This is a genomic window from Acinetobacter sp. FL, from assembly GCF_040744925.1.
In the GTDB taxonomy this organism is placed as follows: Bacteria; Pseudomonadota; Gammaproteobacteria; order Pseudomonadales; family Moraxellaceae; genus Acinetobacter; species Acinetobacter radioresistens.
Genome location: NZ_CP160437.1, coordinates 1,408,372 through 1,422,421, shown reverse-complemented (window position 1 = coordinate 1,422,421; position 14,050 = coordinate 1,408,372). Strand labels below are relative to the sequence as shown.

At 38.1% G+C, this 14,050-nt stretch carries 14 protein-coding genes and 1 pseudogene; 5 read left to right on the top strand and 10 right to left on the bottom strand.

The features are described from left to right. Window positions 1-194 precede the first annotated feature (194 nt). Window positions 195-551: a hypothetical protein gene (locus ABZP31_RS06670; protein ID WP_248134590.1), complete on the top strand. Its 357-nt coding sequence runs from the start codon at window positions 195-197 to the stop codon at window positions 549-551. Between the two features lie 182 nt (window positions 552-733). On the opposite strand, the gene ABZP31_RS06665 is transcribed toward ABZP31_RS06670, so the two are convergent. Beyond that, a complete protein-coding gene (locus ABZP31_RS06665; RefSeq protein WP_248134589.1) occupies window positions 734-1,210 on the bottom strand; it encodes a GNAT family N-acetyltransferase in 477 nt (158 codons plus the stop codon). A gap of 392 nt (window positions 1,211-1,602) precedes the next feature. On the opposite strand from ABZP31_RS06665, the pseudogene ABZP31_RS06660 reads away from it, so the two are divergent. After that, window positions 1,603-1,805 (top strand): annotated as a pseudogene (locus tag ABZP31_RS06660) (multidrug efflux SMR transporter); the annotation flags it as partial. 642 nt (window positions 1,806-2,447) lie between these two features. Here ABZP31_RS06660 and fumC read toward each other — a convergent pair. From fumC to ABZP31_RS06635, 5 genes are all read right to left on the bottom strand, one after another. Further along, the gene (gene fumC, locus ABZP31_RS06655) at window positions 2,448-3,842 is read right to left on the bottom strand and encodes a class II fumarate hydratase (protein WP_248130801.1); all 1,395 of its coding nucleotides are present in this window, start codon (window positions 3,840-3,842) and stop codon (window positions 2,448-2,450) included. Between the two features lie 124 nt (window positions 3,843-3,966). Continuing rightward, on the bottom strand, window positions 3,967-4,974 hold the full coding sequence (locus tag ABZP31_RS06650) for an NAD-dependent epimerase/dehydratase family protein (RefSeq protein WP_119879409.1): 1,008 nt from the start codon (window positions 4,972-4,974) through the stop codon (window positions 3,967-3,969). A gap of 412 nt (window positions 4,975-5,386) precedes the next feature. After that, window positions 5,387-6,802 (bottom strand): ATP-binding protein, encoded by a 1,416-nt coding sequence (locus tag ABZP31_RS06645; protein ID WP_262476051.1) that lies wholly within the window; start codon window positions 6,800-6,802, stop codon window positions 5,387-5,389. 20 nt (window positions 6,803-6,822) lie between these two features. Next, window positions 6,823-7,341 (bottom strand): PIN domain-containing protein, encoded by a 519-nt coding sequence (locus tag ABZP31_RS06640; RefSeq protein WP_262476053.1) that lies wholly within the window; start codon window positions 7,339-7,341, stop codon window positions 6,823-6,825. Next, complete coding sequence (locus ABZP31_RS06635) at window positions 7,317-8,162, bottom strand: hypothetical protein (RefSeq protein ID WP_262476055.1); 846 nt, start codon at window positions 8,160-8,162, stop codon at window positions 7,317-7,319. Before ABZP31_RS06635 ends, ABZP31_RS06640 begins: the two co-directional genes overlap by 25 nt. 156 nt (window positions 8,163-8,318) lie before the next feature. Here ABZP31_RS06635 and ABZP31_RS06630 point away from each other — a divergent pair, with 156 nt between their 5' ends. The 3 genes from ABZP31_RS06630 to ABZP31_RS06620 all read left to right on the top strand — a co-directional run bounded on the left by ABZP31_RS06630 (window position 8,319) and on the right by ABZP31_RS06620 (window position 10,147). Continuing rightward, window positions 8,319-8,597, top strand: coding sequence for a hypothetical protein (locus ABZP31_RS06630; protein WP_262475494.1), 279 nt, complete (start codon window positions 8,319-8,321; stop codon window positions 8,595-8,597). Window positions 8,598-8,663: 66 nt separating this feature from the next. Beyond that, the gene (locus ABZP31_RS06625; protein WP_262475495.1) at window positions 8,664-9,506 is read left to right on the top strand and encodes a PAAR domain-containing protein; all 843 of its coding nucleotides are present in this window, start codon (window positions 8,664-8,666) and stop codon (window positions 9,504-9,506) included. Beyond that, the gene (locus tag ABZP31_RS06620) at window positions 9,503-10,147 is read left to right on the top strand and encodes a hypothetical protein (protein WP_262475496.1); all 645 of its coding nucleotides are present in this window, start codon (window positions 9,503-9,505) and stop codon (window positions 10,145-10,147) included. The genes ABZP31_RS06625 and ABZP31_RS06620 overlap by 4 nt, the downstream gene beginning before the upstream one ends. A 119-nt stretch (window positions 10,148-10,266) precedes the next feature. Here the strand turns inward: ABZP31_RS06620 and ABZP31_RS06615 are convergent, their stop codons facing one another. The 4 genes from ABZP31_RS06615 to ABZP31_RS06600 all read right to left on the bottom strand — a co-directional run bounded on the left by ABZP31_RS06615 (window position 10,267) and on the right by ABZP31_RS06600 (window position 14,045). Then, complete coding sequence (locus tag ABZP31_RS06615) at window positions 10,267-11,019, bottom strand: N-acetylmuramoyl-L-alanine amidase (RefSeq protein ID WP_034688623.1); 753 nt, start codon at window positions 11,017-11,019, stop codon at window positions 10,267-10,269. Window positions 11,020-11,032: 13 nt separating this feature from the next. After that, complete coding sequence (locus ABZP31_RS06610) at window positions 11,033-11,431, bottom strand: hypothetical protein (RefSeq protein WP_005404126.1); 399 nt, start codon at window positions 11,429-11,431, stop codon at window positions 11,033-11,035. 66 nt (window positions 11,432-11,497) lie between these two features. Next, the gene (locus ABZP31_RS06605) at window positions 11,498-11,728 is read right to left on the bottom strand and encodes a hypothetical protein (RefSeq protein WP_248135577.1); all 231 of its coding nucleotides are present in this window, start codon (window positions 11,726-11,728) and stop codon (window positions 11,498-11,500) included. Continuing rightward, entirely contained in the window at window positions 11,721-14,045 is a 2,325-nt protein-coding gene (locus ABZP31_RS06600; protein WP_367156943.1) for a hypothetical protein, read from the bottom strand. Before ABZP31_RS06600 ends, ABZP31_RS06605 begins: the two co-directional genes overlap by 8 nt. Window positions 14,046-14,050 lie beyond the last annotated feature (5 nt).

Sequence of the window (14,050 nt, the reverse complement as noted above, 5' to 3'; positions counted from 1 at the left end):
AAAAACCCGCACCTCTTGCTCCATATGATTTCTGATTTTATTATGCAGGATATGAGATCCAAAATCATCTCAGTAAAAGCTTATTATATTGAATTCTATATTTTTATTTTAAATCAAAGAATTAATCTTTTTAAAGTTTCTTTTTTACAAACTAAAATTTATAATTAGCAAGCTTTAATTAAAGGCAAACTTCGATGAAAACAGAAGTAGTACTTATCCTTCTTTTCACTTTAACCATTACTGCATGTCAAAAACAACCAGAACAGCCTATGGCTGCTGAGCCTTCGAATGAACCTACAGTAACAACAGAATTTGATCAGGCAGATAAAAAAATCACAGACTTTCTGGACCAGCTTGATCATCCTAATACATCACAGGAACAGCGCACCCAGATCATCTGTAAAGACTACCCTGCTGTTTATAAAAATGAGTATATACCGGCTTTACTAAAGCTCTCACCAAATGAGTATACTGAGCCTAAACTCCTTCAAGATATGAAGATTGCCTTAAACTATTATGTTCAGAAAGATAAGGTAATCTGTAACGAGTAATACCAGACTCGCTTATTCGTTAATTAGCTGATCTTCTAGCTAGAGTTGAACCAAATCTATTTTATTTACACTTATAAGCACTATTTTAAGGATTATAGAATAAACTGTAATTTATGAGGATGCCACCTCAGCTTTACAAATACAGGTAACTAAGAGCTAATAAACAGTTAATAATTAATCTATTATTTATTAACGAGGGTCAAGCTATAGCGAAGCCTTGGAGCGGTATGAGTCACACTAAGTCCTAGTGATTTCCAGAAAAAATTTGCGGGTTTAAGCTCATCGGTTTCAAGTTCGACAAGAACGGCGCCAAGACTCTGCCCCCAACTTATTACATTCCGCCATAGCGCTTTTCCAAAACCATGCCGATGGTATTCATCACGGACATAAAACTCTGCAACATTCAGGATAATATCATCATCTTTGCTAAGCCAGGCATTAGCAATGGCAACAGGTTCATCGTTGAGATACATAATAAAAAACCCTCGATCTCCCTGCCTAAATCGTTGCTTTAAATCGGATGAGATCAGCTCTTGAATTTTGGCTTCACTATTATTAGTGTAGACATTCGGCCAGTGACGCTGAAAATATTCACAGCACAATACAACAAAATCCTGCCACGCTTTCGATTGGGGATCAATACGTTCTATTCTTAGCATTATAAGTATCCAATGGTGGCATGAATAATCTCAACAACCCAGATTGTACATAGCCATTTGACATAGTGTCTATCCAGTTTTAATTAAAGGTAAATTTAGATGAAAAAATAACCCTCACCTTTCTTTTCGTTAAGAGGATAGATAACAGTAAAATTAGGGCTAACTAAACTCAATTATCTTGTTATTATATCCATACTAGTCCTGTGTTTTTATTATTTTTATTCAAGCATATATTGAGTAAGCAATACCCCTTTTACTATTCTCTTATTAGTTTTACTTTAAGGTCCACTTATTATATTCAAAGTAGACGACTTCTACTGGTGCATTTTAAACTAAGCTGCACCAGTTTACACTTGTCGGGACGAGCTGATCACTATTTAAAGTTAGCGATTATGGCATGGGTTATTCTGATTCTTGCAGGTATCTCTGAGATGTCTGGGTGTATTCAATGAAGCTATCAGCAGTTTTTATTAAACTCACTCCTAGCATTATTACGCTTTTCTTTATGGTTCTTAGTTTTGGTGTGCTTGCCTATTCAATGCGCACACTTTCCCTTGGTACGGCTTACACCATCTGGACAGGCATTGGTGCAATGATCTGAGTGTAGAAATTGCTGGTAACATTGACCAGAGTTATTAAGCTTCGAACATAAGTTGGGGATTTTAAGCCTTAAATCTGGCAAGAATGCTGCTTCACACGACACAATATCTATCAAGAACATTTTTAACAGCGATTAAGCAAGTCATTGTCAATCTTGGATTAAGTAGTCGGCACTTACCAAGCTTTCATGAAATACCTACACTTCTATTCACTTGTATAAGAAAGCTGGAAAATCAGCCTAAACCCTCGCAGACCATACAACCAAAAGAATGACAGAAATATATACTTCAAGGCATAAACTTATCTGAAATGATGCAGATATTGGGATTGATCTTCCCTTTGATATGAATAAAAAATAAGCCACTTCTTGTGGCTTATTTATTGGATAAAATAACAGGAAAGTAGCCAGCAAAGCCAGATCATAAACCTTTATTTTACATAGTTTCCCAAGTAGCGATTTGGGCATATTTTTAAGTAAAACTAATCATATAAATATTATGAAAAATAGCTGTTATATCTTTCCTGAAAATTAATATATATCCAACCAAATCATCAGCAGTTAATACCTATTGGACGAATTTATCCGCCTGATAAAAACTGCCGATATTTAATTGGCTAGAAAATAATCCTGTCTAGATTACTTAGTATTTGGTGAAACCATTTTTTCCGGTCTGACTACTTCATCAAATTGCTGTTCAGTGACCAGATTAAGTTCTACAGCGACCTGCTTTAGTGTCTTTCCTTGTTTATAAGCTGTTTTAGCTACCTTGGCTGCATTTTCATATCCAATTACTGGATTTAAAGCCGTCACAAGCATAAGCGAGTTATGCAAGAAATAATCTATTTTTTCACGATTTGGCTCTATACCTAGTGCACAGTTATCATTAAAACTATTACATGCATCACCTAGAAGCTGGATTGATTGTAATAAATTGAATGCAATCACTGGCATAAAAACATTTAACTCAAAGTTCCCTGAAGCTCCAGCAATATTAATTGTGGTGTCATTGCCCAATACCTGAGCAACCACCATAGTCATGGCTTCACTTTGGGTCGGGTTCACTTTTCCAGGCATAATACTTGAGCCCGGTTCATTTTCAGGAATATATAACTCTCCCAAGCCACAACGTGGCCCACTTGCCAGCCAGCGAATATCATTAGCAATCTTGTTTAGGCTTGTAGCAAGCGTCTTTAAAGCACCTGATGCAAATACAGCTGCATCACGGCCTGCCAAAGCCTCAAATTTGTTAGGGGCTGTGATAAAAGGCAAGCCGGTGAACTGTGACAGTCGCGTTGCAGCTTTTTCAGCATATTGGGGATGAGCATTTAAACCTGTGCCTACTGCCGTACCCCCTAGTGGCAATTCGTACAATCCTTCAAGAGCCTGATTCAGACGTTTTAATCCATGATCTAACTGTGATACATAGCCACTAAATTCTTGACCTAACGTTAAGGGGGTTGCATCCTGCAAATGGGTACGACCAATCTTAACAATATCTTTAAATTCTTCAGATTTTCGTTCTAAAGTATCTTTTAATCTGGTGACCGCCGGTATAAGAAGTTCATTAATTTGCAAACTGGCTGCTACATGAATTGCAGTTGGAAATGAATCATTAGTAGATTGGGCCCGATTTACATGATCGTTTGGATGAACCGGCTTTTGTGAACCTAAAGCATTTCCCAATTTCTGGTTGGCAATATTGGCAATTACCTCATTACAGTTCATATTGCTCTGGGTGCCTGAGCCAGTTTGCCATACGACTAGCGGAAACTGGGCATCCCATTTACCTTCAATTACCTCTTCAGCAGCACCAACAATATAACCGGAAATTTCATCTGTGATCTGGCCAAGTTCAGCATTGGTCATTGCTGCCGCCTTTTTAACCAGCCCCATTGCACGAATCATAGGACGCGGCAGACGTTCCTGTCCAATTTTAAAGTTCTGCAAACTGCGCTGTGTTTGAGCTCCCCATAAAGCTTCATTCGGGACTTCAACTTCACCCATAGTGTCATGTTCGATTCGAGTTTGCATAAACGTCCTCTATCTTTGTACTGGATTATGAATATATGGTTTCAATCATTTAAAACTGCTCGTAATCTATTATGCTAAGCAATAATCACCTTTATGTAAATAATAATCATTTTTATTAAAGTGATTATTGCCCTTGTAGTGTATTCTGATAAAAACGCCACTCATCCTCAATCATCTGTTTCAAGGTGCGTTTAGGCCCCCACTGAAGCTGAATTCTAGCTTTATTCAAATTAGCACCTAAGTGCTCAAGCTCATCGAGTTTATAGGTTGCATCGATGGTACGAATGTCTGATTGAGTATGAGTCGCTACCTGATCTAATAGGGCCTGTATAGAAACTACTTTCTCTCCGGCAATATTAAATGCTTCACAACAATGATATTGATTTTGCAGCCAGAGCAAACTAGAAATTATTGCATCACATGCATCAAGTACATGTAAAAAACTTCGCTCTACAGTCTGATCCTCTGTATTTGCATGACGCTGTAATTCAATATATTCCCGTTGCATTGCTGCGGCCTGCATAGCCATCGGCATAATGTTTTTTGGTAAAGGTGTCACATATTCACCTAAAACTCCGTGTTCAAAAGCTCCCGCCACATTACCCAGCCTTAAAATAGCTATTTTCCATTCATTATCTGTTTTATAAGTATCATAAATAATCTCTTCAACCATCTGTTGAGATTTAACATAAGGATTTGGATAGGTATAGTTAAATGGCTCATCTTCTGTGAGATCCAAACCGGATTTACCATATACGGCCAAAGAAGATAAATGTACTAGAGAGCGGACACCTGTGCGCTGCATTGAACGTAACAGACTCATAATACAACTGACATTATCATTGTAATATTCAAGTGGTTTTAATCTAGATTCTTCAAGAGACTTGAATGCAGCAGCATGAATCACAGCATCAACTGAATACTGTTCAAAAACTTTATTCAGGGCAGGCGTATTACGTACATCAATTTTTACAAATGGCACATACATTCCAGAAATATATTCAAGTCTTTCCAGAGTTTGCAAATTAGCATTGGCCAGATTATCAACAATAATGACCTCTTGCCCTTGAGCTAGCAAGTTTAAAACTACATGCGAGCCGATAAAGCCTAAACCACCAGTCACTAAAATCATTGTTTATCAACTCCATATACAAATCAAATATTTATAATTTATTGGCGTAGATTTGGTGCTCTCAGTGACTTATCCACAGACTTTAAAAACATAAAAACCGACTCAAAATTCATTTTGAGCCGGCCAATCTGCTCAATAAGTATAATTCATATTACAGAGTGGAAAAACTGTGATTGTTGCTCTTGTGAATAATTAATGTATCCCTAAGTCTATATTTGATTATGTCGATTACTTGAGTGCCCTCACTTGGAAGGCTTTTTAAAAGAAAACAAGTAAAAAATGGAAAACTGTCGTATCTCCCTCTACTGGAGAGCCAATAACAGTAAATCCAAATGTCAGGATTACAGAGTTAATTCATAGCTGTTTACCTGAATAAAAAAGCACCTTATAGTGCTTTTTTATTGTAATTAGCTTAAGCAGATACAGTTTCTTTCAAATACCATGATTTATTGTTATTGTCATAATCTATTAAACCTTTCTTCTTTAGACCAGATAAAATCTGGCTAGCATCTGCTGATAAAATTCCTAGAAGATCTCTAAGTTGCTGATTGGTTATTGATCCAAATTTTTTAATAAATTTTGGTACTACTAATTCCGGAGCTTCTCTTGAGCCATGTGTCAATGTTACTACGAAGATATTTTCCTCATAGTTAAATTGAGGATCTTGTAACTTAGCATCTTGTAATCTGTTCGAAACAGTATTAAGCCCTTCACCCATTTCTTGAACATATTTTTTATTTGAACCAGGTCTGTTAGCTTTAGAAATATATCTCATTATTTTGGGATTTCTTGGACTACGTGCTTGCAATAAATTTTCAAAGTTGATTCCGTTTGGTAATCTACCAGGACTTTTAAAAATAATCCTATTATTAAAAATCATAACACGAATAGTATCTGTTAATGAGTAATCCCTATGCACTAAACAGTTTACTAAAACTTCAAAAATTGCATCTTCATGGAATTGCAATTGTTCCTGTCCATTTATTGTCCAAACTTTCATTTCATTAAGTTTTGTCATAATTATCGAGAAACAATATTCAATCAAATAAAAAATACTACCTTCATATCTCTCATTGAAGATTAAATCATCTCTTAGCTCATCAATACCACTAGTGGCATAACAAGAAATTCTTATAGCTGCTTGTGGAATTAATATGCAGGGATTTTTGTGAAATAATAAAACACTTGCTGTATTAGGAATCCAATTTTCATTTATTAAATTTTCTTGCAAAAGAAAGTCAAGGGGTTCTTCTTGTTGTAAATTTAAATTTCTAATATATGATTTTAACTCTGAACTTTCATCTAAAATATTAATACTACACTCTGGCTGTTCTACATCTTCATAAGATTCACTGCCCTTAGCATACCCTAACCCCCTAATTTGCATCAGATCTCTTATCTGTTGGCTAGAAGCTCCATGACGGCGAAAACATTCTTTCTTAGTTGTAAAAACAACTTTGTCACCTGATATTACTTGGATACCAAGAAAAAATTCATATGGTCGATTACTTATCTTATAATACCACCAATCATATTTTAGATATTGAATAGAATCTAATACGGATAAATATGGATCAAATTCTTCTAACGAAGATACTCCTATCCATCGATCTAACCCTATTTTTCCTGTTTTTTTATCTTCTATTCCAACAATAAAGCTACCACCATCTGCATTACTAAATGCCACAGCAGGTTTTTGTATATCTGCTGGAGAAATTCTCTTACTTTTAAAATCTAAATAATGATCTTCTTGTAATTCAGAAATCCTTATCGCTTCTGTTTCAGATATTCTATTAGTTTTCTTATAGTCGACAATTCCAAGTTCCAATTAAATTTTCTCCAATTACATTACTGACGTTTACTACTTTCTGTCACCACAATATTAGCCATTTGTTCAAAGTAATGATTATCTATATAGTCGTAAACAGCCAATGATAAACCAAGCTCATTTACAACTGTTTTGAGGCCCTGATCATGAGTAATAATAGCTATAGCATTATTAGCGAGTGCGATCCCAATAATTTGAATATCAACCTTTACTTTTTGACGTGGATCTTGAGACTTTCTATTTTTCGGCAAATTGCGATATTCTCGATAAACTTTGGCAGCACTTAACGCTGCTTTTGCATCAAAATCCAAATTTTTAAATTTAGAGGTTGGTTTAAGCAAACTTAAAGAACGTGCTTCATTGTCATCACCCGCGATAAATTCAGAGATTACTGGCATCGGCAAAGCTATAGATAAATTCTTGCTTTGATTAAGGAAGGCAACAAGATTCTTATATTCAGCCTGATCTTTGTCTTTCATCAATAATGTGATTAAGGCATTTGTATCTAAGATAATCAATCTTGTCGCTCCTTCAGCCACTCAGCTATCGGGTCATCATGTTTAGACCAATTTGATGCACCTTTTGCTCTAAAGTCATCAATCCACTCTTCTAAGCTGACCTCCTCAATAACATGAAACTTATTGATGATGTACTTCTTAAGAGACAATTGATAAGAATTAGATTTCGATAAGTAAGTAGCTACCCCTTCAAATCTTAAACTTTTATCTGTATTAAAGTATGGATGTAATTCTTGTAATAATTTCTTAGAACACTGCGCAGCAACTTCTACGCCATTATTTAAAATAATAGTGATATGATCTGATTTATCCCGACCTTTTTGAAGGCGAGTTAAACGTCCATCTAGAGACTCTTCTTGAGTGAAAGTTGCTTCAGTTTCTAATTCTGGTACTACACATAGAATTTCTTTAGGTTCGTAAAGTTCATCTTCTTTTAAAGTACCATATGAAATTTCAGCATGATGAAAACCATACTTCCCCAGTTCTTTTTGTATACGAGCAATTTGTCTGTGCTTTGCCGCTGTATCCTTCATTACATTGGACATAGCCAATGATTTACAGTCATTTGGGACTGTAACTGCAATAGTCGTAGAGCCTTCTTTAATTGTATTGAAGCTAGCTTGTTTAACTCCAACAATTTGACCTAGTGCAGATAGTAAATTTGCAACACTGGAGATTTCTAGGTCATGTAAGTGCCCATCATGGATTTTTAAAACAAAATCGAGATCCCCAGCTTGTTCTTGCTGAACAGCCGGATCTAATAGATCAAGACTTTGTTGGGCAGCTTTGCCCTTTTTATCCACTTTTGACATTTCAAAAACTATAAAATGCTTTACTGCCATTATGTTCAATTCATTGAACAAATAAAAGATCTTTGAGAAATAAACTTTTCTGTTATATAGCAATATTATTAATCAATTTAAAAATTACTAACCTAATATCTCTTCAAAAACGTGTGATAGATTCGAGAAACAAAGGAACAATTTCATAGGGACAATATGAATAGTTGTAAAGAAGCATTTACCGTCTCACTTGCAGCTCTTACCCTGCTTGTATCTGATTATAGTGTTGCGAAAGAAGAAATCAGACAGCCAAAGCAGAATGAGGAACGCTCTCAAGTTGTGCCTAGAAGCTTTAGTGATCTGATTACACCAAACAGTATGCGTTTCTCGGCAAGCTGCTGTAAACACTGTAGTAAGGGCAAGGCTTGTGGAAACTCATGCATCTCCCGTTCTAAAGACTGCCATAAGCCACCTGGCTGCGCATGTGATTCTTAATTCAACAAGATTCCTCCGTTCTGTCTGCTATCATTTGATCATGTTATGTCTATAAAAAGGAATAAGATGGCAACACCATATATTGTTATTGGCTGTCCCACGACTGGTGGCGGTCAGGTAATTTCTGGGAATAGTATGTTCCTAATTGATGGTTTTGCAATCGCGTGCGTTGGCGACAAGGCTACATGCCCGAAACATAAAACGGTTGCAACGATCATCTCAGGCGATCCTCACATGCAAATCTTCGGAAAAGCTGCAGCTCGTGTAAATGATTCACTATCTTGCGGTTGCAAACTTTTACCTAAGCAAAACTTGGTAGTTCAAGATAACGGTGGTGGAGCTGCATCTTCTGCAGCTAAATCTTCATCTGTCCAAATGCCTAAACAACAACCACCTACAGATAGTTTTGTTAATGATGAATATGAAAATTACTACATAGAAAATACCAAAACTGAAATTGTTAAATTCAAGAATCTTTTATTTCCCTATGATCAGGATAAAGCTAATTTATTTGGATCTGCAGTACAAGCTTTGTCTGGTGCATGCTCTTTTGAGATTTCACATAAAATTCAGAAGAGAAAGCTATTTATAACTGTGACATTATTACCACCTACCTTGCGGGCAGATGCAACAATTTATACATTTGGCACAATACGTTTATTTAAAAACAAACAGCCAATCGGCGGGCCTTTTGCTCTCAAAGTTGGAAAAGGTTTTTGGAATACTGAGAAAGATAGACAGCCAGTAGGAAGCTGTGAAATCACATTACCTGCCCCAGACCTACAAGCAATAACAGTGTCACTAGAATTGGGCTTCGAGGGTAAATTTGATAATGGTAAAGTTGTACCAAACCCACCATATAAAACACACACTTTCACAATAACCTCAGCATCACGACGTAAAGCATGAAGAAATATTTAACCCCTATTATTCTTTGTACTGTTGGGCTAATCAGTGCCTGCAGTAATGCTACAAACTCATCAAAGGATGTAGAAAAAGCCCCAAAAGAATCCGTTATTAAAACAGTCTCAGCCGAAGATCAAAAGATCATTGATAAGTATGAAAGTTACTTCAAATACTATCGCGAGGGTAACTTTGAAGAATTTCAAAATAAAATGAAAGAGATATTGCCTGAGGTCAGTATTATTTCTGATAAAAAGAAACGTGAATTTATGCAAATGAATATCTACATGACTTTGCAAAATTATAATGATGCGTATGCTTTAAATGAAAAACAACTGAAGGAGAAACCTAACGATACGGCAAGGCTTACATTTAGATGTCAGTTATTAACCTTGCAAAAGAAAGAAGCTACTTTGATTAATAAATGCTATGACAATTTAGCAGACGTTTTAAAATTAGAGTTAGACAAACCAGAGAACAAGAGTAATCCTGATTATAAGATAGGCGAGTTCTCATACTTGTTTGCAAAATATAAAGCTGGTCACACTGAATACAAGCAGAAAATGCAAGAGTACATTGCAGAAACTAAGGATGAAAAATTAAAGGCATCTTTAACATCGCTTTACGATGTGGAATTTGAAAACTAAAAAAAACCTGATTTCTCAGGGCTTAATCTTGCCTACACTGCACACAGATACTAACTTTTATTTGTGTATTGATTGAATGAGCTGTGCAACCTGATAAAAGGAGGCACAGCGTTAAAGTATTAATTGCGCTTTTCATAATCGATCAGCACATCAGCAACTGCTTTTGCAGCTAACCAGTAACGAGCATTAAAACGGGATATCTCATCCTCATTGCTAATAAAGCCTAACTCTACAATTAAGCCCCCATTACTAATAAAACCTAGCTTCCCACGCGCTGACTGACTTTGATCAATCCAGCCTTCATTACCTCGCAAACGTGACCCTAAAGCAGCAGCTACAGCCTTTGATAAATCTTGAGCAAGTTTCTTGTCTTTCGGTAGTGCAATAGTTTCAATGCCATTTGCCTGACTAGATCCAGCTGCATTTAAGTGAAATTCAACTGCAACAGAAGAACCTTTAATTAATTTGATGGCTGAAGCTAATGGATTGTTAGTCGTACCCACACCATCCGTTTTAATACTAATACCGGAGCTCTTTAAGTAATAAGCTACTGCATTACGGAAATTAGTCACCAGTTCAGCTTCTTTAAATTTGCCACTGACTGCACCAGGATCAACATTGGAATGGCCGGCTGTCACAGTGACAAAACCTAAAGGCTGGTTCTGGTTTAAATTCGGCTGGGCTTTTTTTCGGCCAATCAAAACAGCCAAGAACATCAAGCCCAAAGATGCAATCGTTTGATATGGTTCAGGCAATATATTGGCGTTATATACCTCTTGTATAACCAGTTGCAGACAAGATAAAAAAAGCGCCATATAGGCGCCATATTTTACTGAGTCAAATTTCCAGACACTTTCGTTTATTAATTTCATGGTTGATTCTCGTTCAATAGGTTAATTTTTTCTGTTGATCAATTTGATTCCGCATTGCAGCCAGATCTGTATCCATACGGATCTGTTTAGATTCAGCGATTGCCATTTTTTGATTCAATAGCGCGTTATCTCTTTCAAGCGATCTATTGCCTTGAAAGACATATCCTCCAAAAGCAACAAGAGCAGCAAGAGCGGTACCTCCAAGTCCTTTTGCAAAGGTAAGACCACCCTTGGCCTGGTTCATATCTGCCTGAAGCAAATCAATATCACGTCGGTTTGCTACTGCTTGTGACCGATAATATTCATCGCGTTCTGACAATCGAATCACGTTGTTATTCAGCTCGCCCATTTCTTGCCGGAGTTGATCGAGCTTTTTCTCGACTCTTACTCCATAAGTCTCACTATCAGGCATATAGCCTCCTCATTTCTTAGATATAAAAAAAGCACCCCGTAGGGTGCTTAAACTGTTTTACCTTTCTTAAATTTCTATCTGTATGACCCTGCCTTCAGGCGCTGGGCGCTTGATTTCGTTGTTAGATACAAATACCCGGGTACCGGTGGCGTATTTGGTACTGCTGGTGCACAGGACCAATCCGCTACCATCGACCACTAACACTTTATAATTAGGATGATCTGCAGAGGTAATCTGTCCAATAAACTCCGGGGCCTTGGGTAATAAGTCGATTAAACGTTGTAATGCATTACTCACGATTGATGCTCTCCACTTTAATACTCTGGTTAATCACTGCATGATTAAATGACACGTTCACCTCATCAATGATGCCCCACCACTCAGCATTAAATGCGACTAGCTCACCAGGTGCACATTCGCTCACATCCGGGCCAATCGGCATCACCAGATTGTGGGTTTCGACCATACCGGCTTTAGCAAGTGCTGTTTTGCCATATGCTCCCATGCTCTCAACAGTAAATAACGGACTGTTGGCAGTCTCAAGTAACGTATCACCTGCAGTGCCGGTACGCTTGATCTGGCCACTTAAGCCAGAGCGGTCATTGGTCAAAGTAATCCCGTTATAGTCCGGATACGGCTCATAATCGGTAGACTGCTCTGTGACCAGACTTTCAGGGATCAGCCGGTCATATTCTTCAACCGTGATTGAATCCCAGAATGTTTTTTTGTACTTGGGCTTTATAGTGATGGTATCGCTACCCTTCTCGCTGTAGACAAAGCCACCTGCACTTTCAGCAATCATTTTGATTACAGCAATGGGGGTCATGTTGGAATAGCTCAAGCTGCCCGCTGGAACAATCCAGCTCAGCTCGTCGATCAGCTCCCACTGCAGTGTTGTTGAGCTATTCACTCGATCCAGTTCAGCCTGACAGAGCTGCCGTGCGGTCCTTTCATTCTCCTGGGTAAATGACCGGGTTGGAGAATATGGCGCATCAAGTAAAGCGGACTGGCTACGGCCATTCAGGGTATAAGTGGTTTCGGCAAAGCGACGTGAGCGGCTACGGTTTTCAAGCAGCATGTGATGTTCGGTACCATTCACCATAACTCTTAAAATCACAGGCTGACCATTTATAGGCTCTAGTTTCGGTATTTCAGACACGGGTACGCTCAGGCTATATGACCAGCACCAGCGGCTGCGATCTGTACTATAACTGCCATCATAGACCAGGATATTCTGGCCATTGTCCAGACGGCTTACTGATAATTCATTCACGATATACCACCAGCTTTTTGGCGGCAGACCTGGAATACAGTCATCTGCCCCGAAATTTAAAATAAGGTTGTGTGGATCCGATCCGGTACACAGACAGTTAAAGTTCAGGTCAGTACTGCCAATATATTCAGGAAGCTCAGGTTGTGGCCAGGGTTGAACCGGATGCTTTCGGTAATGAATGGCTTTAGCTTTATCCCATGCAATGCTACTGGTCGTGATCAGTTCAAGACCTTTATCCCATTCAAATATAAAACGCTTCTCAAAGACGTGGGCTACTTGATGCGAATAGGTAAAGTTTCGGCGCTTCCGTACCAGCTCCTCCCAATCTGTAATACGGTTAATCCTGAGCTTGTTGCCCTCTTCAAATACCAAGGTTCGAGTTTTAGTTAATCGCTTATTCTCTTGCCAGACGAAATCAGCAGAGCTGACCAGCCCGGTACTTTCTTCATGCTGTAGCTGAACTGAACGATACAGCAAGGCAGCCTTTTCAAAGCCAAGTAATGCCTGGTTGCTTAACCCTAAACTGTGCTCAAAATAAAAGGCGCTGTAATGCGCCCGTAAAACTGGTTTAGCCCAAGGAATTTCAATCACATTTAAACAAGGCAAAGCTCCCTGATAGCCAGCTATGAGATAAGCCTCAATGCCACGAATAAAGTTGATATCGAAAATTGTTTCAATCCCAGTTTTGAAACTGGTATCCACTACTGAATCAATAACACATCGATTTTCGCTATAGCTGGCCTGCAGCTCAAAACTAAAACCTGTATCCAGAGCAGTATTGAGCTCTGCATCAAGATCAAGATTTTCTTTAAACTCGGCAGCAAGTTCGAATGTAAATTGTGTTTCCAGCCGGGTATCAATACTGATTGCGACAACATCACTGTCCCAGCCGAAATTTAATTCAGTTGAACCGGTCCATGGCTGGGTGAAGTCCAGCACAATGCCAGGATCGACAGGCTGTTCCGGCTCCTGATCAGCAAAGAGAGCTGTTGCTTCAACGATAAAATCAGTTTCTAAAACTAAATCTACTTTCCCAACCAGATCTGCTTCAGATAAGGCTAGAGCCATTAGCTCAACATTAACTTCCGTGTCTAGCAATATTTCAATGCTTGCAGTATCGGTACCCGTGTCCGTATGGACTGCAATGAGTTCAAATGAGGACTCAGTAACTAGAACCGTGTCGATAACTGCTGATATATCGTCCCCAAAATTAAGACCGGTGCTCCCATCGGCCTGATGTTTAAAGTCAAGAACAATGTGATGGCTGTCAGTATTGTCTGCTTTAAATTCCAGATTTAAATTATGGGCATCCGTGGTCCCCAGCTTGTTTTTAAAATCCACATGAG